Origin of the sequence: Streptomyces sp. NPDC051569 (genome assembly GCF_044454085.1) — a bacterium.
Classification (GTDB): domain Bacteria; phylum Actinomycetota; class Actinomycetes; order Streptomycetales; family Streptomycetaceae; genus Streptomyces.
Map to the genome: position 1 here is coordinate 557,218 of NZ_JBITDJ010000001.1, position 13,208 is coordinate 570,425.

The following is a 13,208-nucleotide window of genomic DNA, read 5'->3' on the forward strand; positions in this document are numbered from 1 at the left end:
GCCTCCATCGCCCCAACGATTCTGGTCTCAGCAGGAGGGATCCCCCCATGAAAATCCGCTCGGTACTCACCGCGCTCGCCCTGGTCCTCGGCGCGCTCTTCGCCCCCGCCGTCGGTGTCCTCAGTACGGCCACCGACGCACAGGCGGCGACCAAGCTCAGCCACGCCTCCGCGACCTCGATGTTCAGCTCGTCCGGGATCACCTGGTCCTCGTCCGGCGGCTGCTCCAACCGCAACGTCTCGACCTGTACCTCGTTCGACCAGCTCAACCTCACCTCGGCCCAGGGCGCGCAGACCCTGAAGAGCGCCTCCGGCTGCGCCCTGAACATCACCGGCGGTACGGAGACCGGGCACGCGAGCGGCACGTACTCGCACTGGAACGGCTACAAGCTCGACTTCGGCAAGAACACCTGCATCACGAACTACGTCAAGAACACCTTCACCTACATAGGGCTGCGCGGTGACGGCTACCCGCAGTGGCAGTCCGCCGCCGGCAACCTCTACGCGGACGAGGGCAGCCACTGGGACGTGACCTTCATGACCTGCGGCGGCTGCTGATCACTCGTGTGACGTGACGGTGCCCTGCCCTCCGGTGAACGGGGAGGGCAGGGCACCGGATCGCGCCGAGCCGGGCGTCAGGAGCCGACGGACACCGTCCAGCGGCGCGGATTGCCGTCGTGCGCGGCGCCCGAGACGTCCGGCTGGCCGTCCGGCTGGACGTCGTCGTACGGGAAGGCGTAACCGATCGGGGTGTTCGCGTGCAGCACCCGCGCGAAGTGGTTGGTGACCGGATCGCGGTAGTAGTCCGCCGCCGTGGCGCCGTTCGGCTGATCGGCGTGGCTGAGGACCGTCGAGCGGTTGAAGGCGGCCGCGAGCCGTGCGAGCAGCCCCTTCTTGTCGTCCGAGTCGCCGGGGTTGTTGGCGAAGGGACCGCTGTTGCACGTGAAGATGTCCATCGAGGTCGGCCTGGCGAAGGTGTGGCCACCGTTGAAGGTGAGCGTGTCGCCGCTGACCCGGCCGGTGAACACGCCCCGGCCGCCCTGGAGATCGATGGTCAGGTCCGTCGACCTGTACTTCTCCCAGACCTGGTCGACATAGCTGGTGAAGACGTCCGCGAAGGGCGTCTCGCCGGCCAGATTCTGCGGCGAGATCACCCGCAGTACCTGTCCGTCCGTGCCGCGCAGGACAAGCCTGTCCCAGGGGTGCCCGTCGACGGCCGCCTGCGCCGTGAGCCCGTCCGCGATCTTCTCCAGGGCGCCCTGGGGCAGCGGGGCGACCGTGTGGGTGGCGTCGCCCTCCAGGGTGATGCCGATGGGCAGCGCCGTCACCAGGTCGACGTAGCTGATGTTCGAGTACAGCTGGTCCTGGTTGAAGGTGAACTCGCAGAACGACCAGGTGCGGCCGTAGTTCGAGTCGGCCGAGGTCGCGAAGGCCGGCTCGACCAGGGCGGGGCCCGGGTTGAGGAAGAAGTCCAGCGTGTCGTCCCGCACGAAGTAGACCCGCGCACCGTACATCTGAGGCAGTGTCAGGACGACGGGAGCGCTGCCCGCCGCACCCAGCGGAATGGCGCAGTCGACCGGCAGCGGGGTCCCCGGCGCGCCCGGGGAGTCCGGCCGGTAGACGCTGCCGTCGGCGCGCAGCAGCGCCCAGCCGCCGGTGGCCTGTTCGTGGCCGGTGACGTACGCGTTGACCGAGCCGGGCAACGACACGTTCCGCAGGGCGATTTCACAGGTGTCCGCGGCCGCCATCGCGCGGGGGCTGAGGCCGCTTCCCCAGAGGGGGTAGGTGAGCGCGGCCGCGGTGGCGGCCGTACCGGTCAGGAAGAGTCGTCGCGATATCACGGATGTTCTCCTGAGAGTGTGGGGGGAACGCAGGGGGCGCGGTGTGTGGGGGGTCGCGCCTGCGTCCCGACCACTCTCGCGAGGCGGGGGAAAGGCGTCAAGGGGTATGACTGAGAGCGCTCTCAGAAAGCTGTCCGGCTGGTCCCGTCGTGCGCTGCTGGCCGCCACCGGAGCCGGCGCGCTCTCCCTCGCGCTCCCCGGGGCCGCTTCCGGCGACCGGACCGGCCCCGCCCGGCCCACCGACGTGTTCGAGGCGCTGCGGCTGCGCTGGGTGGACCTGCAGCTCGGTACCGGCTACGACCCGGCCGCCGAGCCGTTCGCCTCCCGCCTCGCGGAGACCGGCCAACTGGCCGAAGCGTTAAGGAAGTCGATGAAGCCGGCCGCCACCTCACTCTGGCCGGACCGCCCCTTCGACCCACCGGCCGGCATCACGGCCGGCTACACCAGGCTCTGGACCATGACCCAGGCGTACGGGCAGCCGGGCACCGGACTCACCGGCGACCCCGCTCTCCTCGCCGCCCTCCTGCGCGGCCTCGACCATCTCGCCGAGACCGTTTACCACCCCGCGACCACCCCCTACGGCAACTGGTGGGAGTGGCGGATCGGCAGCCCCCGTCCGCTCCTGGACATCCTCGCCGTGCTGGGCGACCGGCTCACCGAGGAGCGGCGGGCCGCAGCCCACGCCGCCGTCGACCACTTCATCCCCGACGCCCTGCTCGGCGCCTACACGGGCACGTCCACCGGCGCCAACCGTGTCGATCTCTGCCGCTCCGTCGCCCTGCGCGGAGTCCTCGGCGGGAATCCCGCCAAGATCGCCCTCGCCCGGGACGCGCTCTCGCCCGTCTTCCCGTACGTCACGCGGGGCGACGGCCTCTACGCCGACGGCTCCTTCATCCAGCACACCTGGGTCGCCTACTCGGGGACGTACGGACAGGTCATGCTGGACGGCCTCGGCCGGCTCCTCACCCTGCTCGCCGGATCCGACTGGGCCGTCACCGACCCCGACCGGCAGATCGTCCTCGACAGTGTCGAGCGCTCCTACGCCCCGCTGATCCTCAACGGGCTGATGATGGACTGCGTCAACGGCCGCGCCATCAGCCGCGGTTACCTCGAAGGCGACGACCGCCGCGTGATGCGCGGCGACCACTTCCACGGACAGGCGCTGATCGCGGCGATCCCGCTGCTCGCGGGCGGCGCCGGCCCGGCCGCGCGCGAGCGCTGGAACGCGCTGGTCAAGGGATGGATCGAGCGGGACAGGACCGCCCCCGTGCTCACCGCACGCCAGCTCGACGTCGCCGACCTCGCCCGGCTGCACGCCGTCGCCGCGTCGGACGTTCCCGCCGCGCCCGAGCCGGTCGGCCACACCCTCTTCGCCGCGATGGACCGGGCGGTGCACCGCCGGCCCGGCTGGGCCGCCGCCATCGCCATGGCGTCCGAGCGGATCACCCACTACGAATGCGGCAACGGCGAGAACCAGCGCGGGTGGCACACCGGCGCCGGAATGCTCTACCGGTGGGGCTCGGAGAACGGCCCGGAGGAGGGGAACGACCAGTACACCGACTGGTTCTGGCCCACCGTGGACCCGTACCGGCTGCCGGGGACGACCGTCTCCACGCTACGGCTCGCGGACCGGGCCGGCGGCGAGTGGGGAGCGCCCCGGCCGGCCACCCGGTGGGTCGGCGGCACGACCGACGGGGAGTTCGCCGCCGTCGGGCAGCACCTGCGGGGGCTCGGCTCCACCCTCGAAGCCCGGAAGTCCTGGTTCTGCGTCGCCGACACGATCGTCTGCCTGGGCGCCGGGATCACCAGCACGGACGGCGTACCCGTCGAGACGGTCATCGACAACCGCAATCTCGGCGAGAAGGGCGAGAAGGGCGAGAAGGGCGAGAAGGGCGAGAAGGGCGAACAGGGCGACGGCGGCTTCACGCTCGACGGCCGGGGGCCCCGCCCCCGCTGGGCGCACCTGGCCGGCCACGGCGGCTGGGTCTTCCCCGGCGGCGCCGCCGTCCGGACCCTGGCCGAGGGCCGCACCGGCTCCTGGCACGACATCAACACCACCAGCACCACCGAACGGCGCACCCGCCACTACCGCACCCTCTGGCTGGACCACGGCACCGACCCCGTGGACGCCTCGTACACGTACCTCCTGATGCCGGCGGCCTCCCGGCAGGTCCTCGCGGCCCGCGCCGCCGACCGGCACTGGCTGGAGGTTCTCGCCAACACGGCCGCCCGGCAGGCGGTGGCGATCCGCTCGATCGGCTGCACCGCCGCGAATTTCTGGGCGCCCGGGAGGGCGGGCCCGCTCACCGCGACCGCACCCGCGAGCGTCCTCGTCGTGGTGCGCGGCCGGACCGCGACGCTGCACGTCAGCGACCCCATGAGGAGCGGGCGGCCGCTGGAGATCGGCTGGGACCGGCCGGTACGGCGGATCACCGCCCGGGACCCGGCCGTCGAGGTGCTCACGGCGGGGCACGCCGTACGGCTGCGGATCACTCCCGGTATGGCGGGCCGCACGCACCGGTGTGAGATGGCGCTGCCATGACATCTAGGGGAATCCCACAAGCGAGGGGGGTAGCTTGCTGTCCGGGGACCCCGCATCGGGCAGGGTTCTGTCCAGGCCCACCAGGAATACAGCCGTGAGACTGTGTGGAGTCGACGGCATGTTTTCCTTGGCTCTGTTCGTAGGGTTGATACATGACCGTAGTGGACGAGACGCTGAGCGAGCCCGCCGACGCCCGGGGGCGTGTGGCCGAACTGCACGCCCTGCGTGAGGAGGCCCGACGAGGGCCCAGCGAGCGCGCGACCGAGGCCCAGCGCGCCAAGGGCAAGCTGACCGCCCGCGAGCGCATCGACCTGCTGCTCGACGAGGGGTCCTTCAAGGAAGTCGAGCAGCTGCGCAGGCACCGCGCGACCGGCTTCGGCCTGGAGGCGAAGAGGCCGTACACGGACGGTGTCATCACCGGCTGGGGCACGGTCGAGGGCCGCACGGTCTTCGTCTACGCCCACGACTTCCGGATCTTCGGCGGCGCGCTGGGCGAGGCCCACGCCACCAAGATCCACAAGATCATGGACATGGCCATCTCGGCCGGTGCCCCGCTGGTGTCGCTGAACGACGGCGCCGGTGCCCGTATCCAGGAGGGCGTCTCCGCGCTCGCCGGTTACGGCGGCATCTTCCAGCGCAACACCCGCGCCTCCGGTGTCATCCCGCAGATCAGCGTGATGCTCGGCCCGTGCGCGGGCGGCGCCGCCTACAGCCCGGCCCTCACGGACTTCGTGTTCATGGTCCGCGAGACCTCGCAGATGTTCATCACCGGGCCGGACGTGGTCAAGGCCGTCACCGGCGAGGAGATCAGCCAGAACGGCCTCGGCGGCGCCGATGTGCACGCCGAGACCTCGGGCGTCGCGCACTTCGCGTACGACGACGAGGAGACCTGCATCGCCGAGGTGCGCTACCTCCTGTCGATGCTCCCGCAGAACAACCGCGAGAACCCGCCGACGACCCCGTCCGAGGACCCCGCGGACCGCCGCTCCGACGTGCTGCTCGACCTGGTGCCCGCCGACGGCAACCGCCCGTACGACATGCACAAGGTGATCGAGGAGCTCGTCGACGACGGCGACTTCCTGGAGATCCACGAGCGCTGGGCCCGCAACATCATCTGCGCGCTGGCCCGGCTCGACGGCCAGGTCATCGGCATCGTCGCCAACCAGCCGCAGTCGCTGGCCGGTGTGCTGGACATCGAGGCGTCCGAGAAGGCCGCGCGCTTTGTCCAGATGTGTGATGCTTTCAATATCCCGATCGTCACGCTGCTGGACGTGCCCGGCTTCCTGCCGGGCGTCGACCAGGAGCACGGCGGCATCATCCGGCACGGTGCCAAGCTGCTCTACGCCTACTGCAACGCCACCGTGCCGCGGATCTCGCTGATCCTGCGCAAGGCATACGGAGGCGCGTACATCGTCATGGACTCCCAGTCCATCGGGGCCGACCTCACCTACGCCTGGCCCACCAACGAGATCGCGGTGATGGGCGCCGAGGGCGCGGCCAACGTCATCTTCCGCAAGCAGATCGCCGAGGCCGAGGACTCCGAGGCCATGCGCGCCCGCATGGTGAAGGAGTACAAGGCGGAGCTGATGCACCCCTACTACGCGGCCGAGCGTGGTCTGGTCGACGACGTCATCGACCCCGCCGAGACCCGCGAGGTGCTCGCCGGAGCGCTCGCGATGCTGCGTACCAAGCACGCCGACCTGCCGTCCCGCAAGCACGGCAACCCCCCGCAGTAGTACCGCGTCCCGCGCCCTCCTGCCGAGAAGACGGAGACACCACCCTCATGAGCGATCCGACGAACAAGTCCCTGCTCCGCGTCGAGAAGGGCCACGCCGGCCCCGAGGAACTGGCCGCCATCACCGCGGTCCTGCTCGCCCGCGCCGCCGCCCAGCCCGCGGCCCCGGCAGGACGCGCCGCGCAGTCGGTGGCCGGCTGGCGCCGGCTGGAGCGCACGCCCGGCTTCCGTGCCCCGCACAGCTGGCAGGGCTGAGCCCCACCGGGCGGACCCGCTCACCGGACAACGCCGAAGGCCCCGCACTCCTCGGAGTGCGGGGCCTTCGGCGTCGGTAGGGGTACGGCTTACCGGAGTCGTGCCATGAGGGCGTGTTCGACGAGGGTGATGAGGCCGCTTTTGGCGTCGGCGCGGTGGCGGGCGTCGGTGGTGATGATGGGGGTGTCGGGGCCGATCTGGAGTGCTTCGCGTACTTCGTCGGGGGTGTAGGGCTGGTGTCCGTCGAAGCCGTTGAGGGCGATGACGAAGGGGAGTCCTGAGTTTTCGAAGTAGTCGACGGCGGGGAAGCAGTCGGCGAGGCGGCGGGTGTCGACGAGGACGACGGCGCCGATGGCGCCGCGGACGAGGTCGTCCCACATGAACCAGAAGCGGTCCTGTCCGGGGGTGCCGAACAGGTAGAGGATGAGGTCTTGGTCGAGGGTGATGCGGCCGAAGTCCATGGCCACGGTGGTGGTGGTCTTGTCTCCGGTGTGGGTGAGGTCGTCGATGCCGGCTGATGCGCTGGTCATGACGGCTTCGGTACGCAGCGGGTTGATCTCCGAGACGGCGCCGACGAACGTGGTCTTGCCCACGCCGAAGCCGCCCGCCACCACGATCTTCGCGCTGGTGGTTGAGCGGGCCGCACCGCCGCTAGAGCTTGCGAAGTCCACTGAGCACCCTTTCGAGCAGTGTCACGTCTGGTTGGCCCCCGACGGCTTCGTCGCCGCCGGGCTGATGGATGGCGACAAGCCCGGCCTCCGCCAGGTCGGCTACGAGGATCCGGGCCACGCCGAGGGGGATGGAGAGGAGCGCCGAAATCTCGGCGACCGATTTGATCTCGAAACAAAGCCGGCAGATCCGCTGATGCTCGGGCAACTGCCCCTGCAACTGCGACGGATCAGCCGTCGTACTGACCAGCGCCTCGATGGCGAGCTGGTATCGCGGCCGGGTCCGTCCGCCGGTCATGGCGTACGGGCGTACCAACGGATTGTGGTGGCCCATGGAGGGATCGGATTCGGGTTCCGGCGGGCGGCGCGGCGGAACCGGCTGGATGCGGGACCCCCGGGGCTGCTCGTACGGCTGATCCGACTCGTACGGCTGCTCGTACGGCTGCTCGTACGGCTGCTCATACGACGGGTCGTACGGCTGCCGCCGGGAAGGCCGCTGCGGTACGGACCGGCCGCCCTGGCTCCCCTGCCCCCCCGGGCCGCTCTGTCTGCTCGGTGTGGAGGGGAAGTTGAAGCGGTTCCGGGCGTGCTCACCCGGGGACTGCTGGGCACCGTCATAGGGGTGTCCGCCTGGGGATGTAGCCACGTTTCCTCCTCCGACAGCCGGTCGCCGGTCCCTGTCCCTGTGGAGCCGCGCCACCGCACCCTAATGGTGCGGCGGCGAGAAGCGCATTGTCTGTCAGTTGAGCAGACTTCCCTGGAGCTCGGCCCGCAGGTCCGGGGTGAGGACGGTGCCGGCGCGGTCGACCAGCAGGGCCATCTCGTAGCCCACCAGGCCGATGTCGGCCTCCGGGTGGGCGAGCACGGCCAGCGAGGAGCCGTCCGAGATGGACATGAGGAAGAGGAAACCGCGCTCCATCTCGACGACCGTCTGGTTCACGGCGCCGCCCTCGAAGATCCGGGAGGCCCCGGCGGTCAGCGAGGTCAGGCCGGAGGCGACCGCCGCGAGCTGGTCGGCCCGGTCACGCGGGAAACCTTCGGACATGGCCAGCAGGAGTCCGTCTGCGGAGACCACCACCGTGTGGGACACCCCGGGGGTGTTGTCCACGAAGTTGGTGATCAACCAGTTCAGATTCTGCGCCGCCTGGCTCATCGGGCTCACACTAACGCTCCTGGTGGTAGGTACTGCCCGGGCCGTGGCCCGGTCCGTTCGTGTCCGTTCCCGCGTCACGCCCCCGCTGGACACCGCGCCGCAGGTTGCTCAACCTGCCGCGCACGTCCTCCGGGTCGCGGGAGACCTGTGGGCCGCCCTGCGGGGTCTGCTCCGCCGCTCCCTCGACCAGGTTGGCCTTGGGCACGCGGCGGGGGAGACCGGACGAGGTGACCCCGCCCGCCTTGGGCTCACGGAGTTTCTCGGCCCGCTGCCAGCGATCGTCGTTCTGGGAACGCCAGTCGTCGGAACCGTCCGCCTCGTGCTGCCCGTTCAGCGGGGTCTGTCCGGCCTCCTGGGTCGGTCCGTCGTGCTGACCGGAGGGCTCCCACTGCTGCGCCTGCTGGCTGCTGCCACGGCGCGGCAGGCCCGCGCCGGTCAGCGTGTGACTGGCGCTCGGAGAGGGACCCGGACGGTCGAAGCCTACGCGGTCCCGGGCGTTCTCGGGAGCGCCGGGGGCGGATTCCGGTTCTGTCCGCCGCTCCAGCGCGTAACTGCCGCCGTACGCACCCTGATCCGGCCACTCACCCTGGTGGGCCCGGGGGGTGGCCGCGTCCTCGAACGGCGTACCGGAGCCGCCCTGAGCCCACAGGGACGATTCCGCATAGGACCGCTCCGGCTGCTCCGGGTACGCGTCCCGCCGCTGCGGCGCGAACGCCGGTCCGTGCGGGGCCTCTTGCGGCGCGTAGCGGCCGTCCACCTCGTCGCGGTACCGGCCGTCCGTCTGCTCGGGGAAGAGCGGCGGGCGGCCGTCCGCCGGGGCATCGAGGGCCAGGCGCGGCTGAACGCCCGTCAGCGGGCCGCTGAGCGGCTCGTGTTGACGTGTGGCGTCCGCCGACTGGTCCTCGTACCGGGAGTCGTCGAAGCCCAGGTCCGCGGCGGTCAGCACGGGTGCGGTCGGGAAGCCCCGCTCCTCCGGCTGGGCCTGCTGCCCCGGGATGATCTGCGAGACGGTGAAGTCGTCGGGAGCGGTCGGTTCGCCGCCACCGCCGTGGGTGATCGCGTCGGGGAGCATGACCAGCGAGGTCGTACCGGCCTGTTCGCCCGAGGGGCGCAGCTGGACGCGGATGCCGTGCCGGTCGGCGAGGCGGCCGACCACGAAGAGCCCCATGCGCTGGGAGACGGCGGCGTCCACGGTCGGCGGGTTGGCCAGCTTGTGGTTGATGTCCGCGAAGTCCTCGGCGGTCAGGCCGATGCCCTTGTCGTGGATCTCGACCATCACGCGGCCGTCCGGCAGCCGGGTCGCGGTGACCCGGACCTTTGTCTGCGGCGAGGAGAACGTGGTGGCGTTCTCCAGCAGCTCGGCGAGCAGATGCACCAGGTCGGTCACGGACTCGCCGTGAATGTCCGTCTCGGGGACACCGGTCAGCTCGACGCGCTCGTACGACTCGACCTCCGAGGAGGCGGCACGGAGTACGTCGACCAGCGGCACCGGCTGGTTCCAGCGCCGGCCCGGCTCCTCGCCCGCGAGAACCAGCAGGTTCTCGCCGTTGCGGCGCATACGGGTCGCGAGGTGGTCCAGCCGGAAGAGGGAGGACAGCTGGTCCGGGTCCGCCGCGTTGTTCTCCAGATCCGAGATGAGGGTCAACTGCCCCTCGATCAGCGACTGGTTGCGGCGCGACAGGTTGGTGAAGATGGCGTTGACGTTGCCGCGCAGCATGGCCTGCTCGGCGGCGAGCCTGACCGCCTCGCGGTGGACCTGGTCGAAGGCCCGGGCGACCTCGCCGATCTCGTCGCGCGAATCGATCGGGATCGGCTTGACGCGGGTGTCGACCCGGCCGGGTTCGGCGCGCGAGAGCTGGTCGACCAGCATCGGCAGCCGCTGCTCGGCGATGCCGAACGCGGCCGTACGCAGCGACCGCATCGAGCGGCTCATCTGCCGGGCCATCATCCCGGCCAGGATGAACGCGGCCAGCAGCGCGAGCACGACGATCGCCCCGTTGGTGATCGCGTCGTTCCTGGCGTTCGCCGAGATCTGCGCCGCTTCGGCCACGGCCTTGTCGACGAGCTCCTTCTCGATCACCGTGTAGCCGTCGAACTCGGAGGTGGCGGCGGCCATCCAGGCCTCCGGCGTCACCCCGCGGGCGGCGAGCTGCTCGGGGGCGGCGCCGGTGGCGATCGCGGCGACCATGCCGTCGAGGACGGAGCCCTCCACGCTCGGCGGGGCGGTGAAGTCCTTGCCGGCGGCTTCCGCGTCCTGCTGGGCGGCGGAGAGCTTCCTGGCCCCTTCGACCGCCTGCTGCCGCATGACGTCCTGGAGCCTGACGGTGTCCGCCTCGGTGCCGCCGGAGACGTACTCCCCGACGGCGACGGTCTCCAGATAGGCGTACGAGGAGAACGCGACCGTCTGGCCGGCCCTGACGCCGTCCTTCTGGCTCGGCCTGACCAGCAGATGCGTCCCGATCGAGCGCTGGAGCGACTCGGCGGCCTTCGCGAGCTGGAGCGCGTAGACCGTACGGCCGTAACTGGTGATGTTGCCGGTACCGAGACCGAGCTCGTTGGCGAACTCCATGAGGGAGTGCTGGATCAGCACATAGCCCTCCTCGGTCGCCACCGGGCCGCCGTTCCCGCCGGTCTTGTCAGGGGTCTCGACGGCCGCCGTGTACGCGGACTTCCGCAGGGCCGCCAGCTTGGGCTCCTCGCTCCTGAACAGCGTGAGGCGGCGCCGCAGTCCCTCCTTCACGGGCATGTCCCGCACCGCCAGGTCGAACGCCGCCTTCGCGGCGTCCGTCGCCGCGCGGGTCCTGCCCACGACCGGCGCGTCGCGTCTGCCGGTCAGCAGCGGCTGAGCGGTGAGGTCACGTTCGTTCAGCAGCGCCTGGCCGTACGCGGAGGCGGCCCGCACGACGAGCGCCGTCCGCTCGGCGTCCTGCGCCTCCTGCCAGGTGTCCACGGACGCCTTGACCTGGAAGCCGCCCATCACGAGGCCGACCAGTGCGGGTATGAGGAGAATGGCGTTCAGCCGCGTGGGCACCCGCCAGTTGCGCGGGGCGAACCGGCTGGAGCTGCCCGGCGCCGGGGCGGAGTCGGCCGGGGGCCCGGCCGACTCCGCCGCACGCGGTGGCGGGGTGAAGTTGCCCCGCGTCTGCTGTGCGGAGCCCGCCTTGCTTCGCCTCACTCGACCAACAACCTCTCGGCGTCTGTACCTACGTCATGCCGTGTTCTGTTCAGGGCCGTACTACGGGGAAGTCTTCGAATTCCAGCACGGGGAACGGCCGCCTTCCAAACAGCGGGAATCAGTCGTTCCGCGTGTCAGGGCCTCCAATAAAAGGGGCAAAAAGAGCGAGCCCCGTCAAAAGCCGGGGCTGACGTGTGCGCAGGGGTACCGGTCGAGTGCGTCGGGTGTCCGGGTCCCGTCAATTCTCTCTCGAAATGTTATGGAAGCGGAGGTGGGCCGTGCCGGGAGACACAGCCCACCTCCGGAGTCACCTACGACAACCGCCGTAGGCGGCCGTCTACTTGAGTCGTGCCATGAGGGCGTGTTCGACGAGGGTGATGAGGCCGCTTTTGGCGTCGGCGCGGTGGCGGGCGTCGGTGGTGATGATGGGGGTGTCGGGGCCGATCTGGAGTGCTTCGCGTACTTCGTCGGGGGTGTAGGGCTGGTGTCCGTCGAAGCCGTTGAGGGCGATGACGAAGGGGAGTCCTGAGTTTTCGAAGTAGTCGACGGCGGGGAAGCAGTCGGCGAGGCGGCGGGTGTCGACGAGGACGACGGCGCCGATGGCGCCGCGGACGAGGTCGTCCCACATGAACCAGAAGCGGTCCTGTCCGGGGGTGCCGAACAGGTAGAGGATGAGGTCTTGGTCGAGGGTGATGCGGCCGAAGTCCATGGCCACGGTGGTGGTGGTCTTGTCTCCGGTGTGGGTGAGGTCGTCGATGCCGGCTGATGCGCTGGTCATGACGGCTTCGGTACGCAGCGGGTTGATCTCCGAGACGGCGCCGACGAACGTGGTCTTGCCCACGCCGAAGCCGCCCGCCACCACGATCTTCGCGCTGGTGGTTGAGCGGGCCGCACCGCCGCTAGAGCTTGCGAAGTCCACTGAGCACCCTTTCGAGCAGTGTCACATCCGGCGTGCCGCCGGCCTCTCCGTTACCCGGCTGGTGGATGGCCACCATGCCGGCCTCCGCCAGGTCGGCCACAAGGATGCGGGCGACCCCGAGCGGCATCGTCAGCAGCGCCGACACCTCCGCCACCGACTTGACCTCACGGCACAGGTGGCAGATCCGCTGATGCTCGGGGAGCAGGGTGGCGAGATGCGCCGGGTCTGCTGTCGTACTGACCAGCGCCTCGATGGCGAGCTGGTACCGCGGCCGGGTCCGTCCGCCGGTCATGGCGTACGGGCGTACCAACGGCTGGTCGCCCTCGGGTCCGTACGACGCGTCGACCGAGGCGCCGTACGGATCGTGAGAGGCGGGTGGCGGGGTCATTAATCCTCCGGGCGTGACAGCAAGATGTCTGCGTGCCGTCTGACTTGGCCGGTGGGGGGCCGGTTGGGCGGCCTGACGGTGTTGGAGCTGTGGGGCGTTCCTCAAAACCTCTAGTGCAACAGACTTCCCTGGAGCTCGGCGCGCAGGTCCGGGGTGAGGACCGTACCGGCGCGGTCGACCAGGAGGGCCATTTCGTATCCGACCAGGCCGATGTCGCACTCGGGATGGGCGAGCACGGCCAGGGAGGAACCGTCGGAGACGGACATGAGGAAGAGGAAGCCGCGCTCCATCTCCACCACGGTCTGGTTGACCGGGCCGCCTTCGAAGATCCGGGACGCCCCCGCGGTCAGCGAGGTCAGACCGGACGCCACGGCCGCGAGCTGGTCGGCTCGGTCGCGGGGGAAGCCCTCGGACATGGCCAGCAGAAGTCCGTCTGCGGAGACCACCACCGTGTGGGACACCCCGGGGGTGTTGTCCACGAAGTTGGTGATCAACCAGTTCAGATTCTGCGCAGCCTGACTCATCGGACTCAA

The 13,208-nt window shown here is 70.4% G+C and carries 12 protein-coding genes; 4 read left to right on the plus strand and 8 right to left on the minus strand.

Going from position 1 to position 13,208, the window contains the following annotated elements:
• Nucleotides 1-47: 47 nt before the first annotated feature.
• Nucleotides 48-557 (plus strand): hypothetical protein, encoded by a 510-nt coding sequence (locus ACIBAE_RS02350; protein WP_399281877.1) that lies wholly within the window; start codon nucleotides 48-50, stop codon nucleotides 555-557.
• A 77-nt stretch (nucleotides 558-634) separates the two neighbouring features.
• Here the strand turns inward: ACIBAE_RS02350 and ACIBAE_RS02355 are convergent, their stop codons facing one another.
• Nucleotides 635-1,840, minus strand: coding sequence for a glycoside hydrolase family 64 protein (locus ACIBAE_RS02355; RefSeq protein ID WP_399281878.1), 1,206 nt, complete (start codon nucleotides 1,838-1,840; stop codon nucleotides 635-637).
• A gap of 106 nt (nucleotides 1,841-1,946) precedes the next feature.
• On the opposite strand from ACIBAE_RS02355, the gene ACIBAE_RS02360 reads away from it, so the two are divergent.
• From ACIBAE_RS02360 to ACIBAE_RS02370, 3 genes are all read left to right on the plus strand, one after another.
• Entirely contained in the window at nucleotides 1,947-4,382 is a 2,436-nt protein-coding gene (locus ACIBAE_RS02360) for a polysaccharide lyase 8 family protein (RefSeq protein ID WP_399281879.1), read from the plus strand.
• 152 nt (nucleotides 4,383-4,534) lie between these two features.
• Nucleotides 4,535-6,118 carry an acyl-CoA carboxylase subunit beta gene (locus tag ACIBAE_RS02365; RefSeq protein WP_399281880.1) on the plus strand — a complete coding sequence of 528 codons (1,584 nt, stop codon included), beginning with the start codon at nucleotides 4,535-4,537 and terminating at the stop codon, nucleotides 6,116-6,118.
• Nucleotides 6,119-6,165: 47 nt separating this feature from the next.
• Nucleotides 6,166-6,372, plus strand: coding sequence for an acyl-CoA carboxylase subunit epsilon (locus ACIBAE_RS02370; protein WP_399281881.1), 207 nt, complete (start codon nucleotides 6,166-6,168; stop codon nucleotides 6,370-6,372).
• Between the two features lie 89 nt (nucleotides 6,373-6,461).
• Here ACIBAE_RS02370 and ACIBAE_RS02375 read toward each other — a convergent pair whose 3' ends face one another.
• The 7 genes from ACIBAE_RS02375 to ACIBAE_RS02405 all read right to left on the minus strand — a co-directional run bounded on the left by ACIBAE_RS02375 (nucleotide 6,462) and on the right by ACIBAE_RS02405 (nucleotide 13,199).
• Nucleotides 6,462-7,043, minus strand: a complete 582-nt coding sequence (locus ACIBAE_RS02375) for an ATP/GTP-binding protein (protein ID WP_031229389.1) — start codon at nucleotides 7,041-7,043, stop codon at nucleotides 6,462-6,464.
• Nucleotides 7,024-7,686 (minus strand): DUF742 domain-containing protein, encoded by a 663-nt coding sequence (locus ACIBAE_RS02380; RefSeq protein ID WP_399281882.1) that lies wholly within the window; start codon nucleotides 7,684-7,686, stop codon nucleotides 7,024-7,026. Before ACIBAE_RS02380 ends, ACIBAE_RS02375 begins: the two co-directional genes overlap by 20 nt.
• Before the next feature lie 93 nt (nucleotides 7,687-7,779).
• Entirely contained in the window at nucleotides 7,780-8,193 is a 414-nt protein-coding gene (locus tag ACIBAE_RS02385) for a roadblock/LC7 domain-containing protein (protein WP_010984131.1), read from the minus strand.
• 10 nt (nucleotides 8,194-8,203) lie between these two features.
• Nucleotides 8,204-11,368, minus strand: a complete 3,165-nt coding sequence (locus ACIBAE_RS02390; RefSeq protein ID WP_399281884.1) for a nitrate- and nitrite sensing domain-containing protein — start codon at nucleotides 11,366-11,368, stop codon at nucleotides 8,204-8,206.
• 337 nt (nucleotides 11,369-11,705) lie between these two features.
• Nucleotides 11,706-12,287 carry an ATP/GTP-binding protein gene (locus tag ACIBAE_RS02395; protein WP_189282429.1) on the minus strand — a complete coding sequence of 194 codons (582 nt, stop codon included), beginning with the start codon at nucleotides 12,285-12,287 and terminating at the stop codon, nucleotides 11,706-11,708.
• Complete coding sequence (locus ACIBAE_RS02400; RefSeq protein WP_030351795.1) at nucleotides 12,268-12,675, minus strand: DUF742 domain-containing protein; 408 nt, start codon at nucleotides 12,673-12,675, stop codon at nucleotides 12,268-12,270. The genes ACIBAE_RS02395 and ACIBAE_RS02400 overlap by 20 nt, the downstream gene beginning before the upstream one ends.
• Before the next feature lie 110 nt (nucleotides 12,676-12,785).
• Nucleotides 12,786-13,199 carry a roadblock/LC7 domain-containing protein gene (locus tag ACIBAE_RS02405; RefSeq protein ID WP_030351794.1) on the minus strand — a complete coding sequence of 138 codons (414 nt, stop codon included), beginning with the start codon at nucleotides 13,197-13,199 and terminating at the stop codon, nucleotides 12,786-12,788.
• Nucleotides 13,200-13,208 lie beyond the last annotated feature (9 nt).

Bases quoted from the DNA above. Each gene is read 5' to 3' on its own strand.
- ACIBAE_RS02350 (WP_399281877.1), top strand. From the start codon at position 48: ATGAAAATCCGCTCGGTACTCACCGCGCTCGCCCTGGTCCTCGGCGCG.
- ACIBAE_RS02360 (WP_399281879.1), top strand. From the start codon at position 1,947: ATGACTGAGAGCGCTCTCAGAAAGCTGTCCGGCTGGTCCCGTCGTGCG.
- ACIBAE_RS02365 (WP_399281880.1), top strand. From the start codon at position 4,535: ATGACCGTAGTGGACGAGACGCTGAGCGAGCCCGCCGACGCCCGGGGG.
- ACIBAE_RS02370 (WP_399281881.1), top strand. From the start codon at position 6,166: ATGAGCGATCCGACGAACAAGTCCCTGCTCCGCGTCGAGAAGGGCCAC.
- ACIBAE_RS02385 (WP_010984131.1), bottom strand. From the start codon at position 8,193: ATGAGCCAGGCGGCGCAGAATCTGAACTGGTTGATCACCAACTTCGTG.
- ACIBAE_RS02400 (WP_030351795.1), bottom strand. From the start codon at position 12,675: ATGACCCCGCCACCCGCCTCTCACGATCCGTACGGCGCCTCGGTCGAC.
- ACIBAE_RS02405 (WP_030351794.1), bottom strand. From the start codon at position 13,199: ATGAGTCAGGCTGCGCAGAATCTGAACTGGTTGATCACCAACTTCGTG.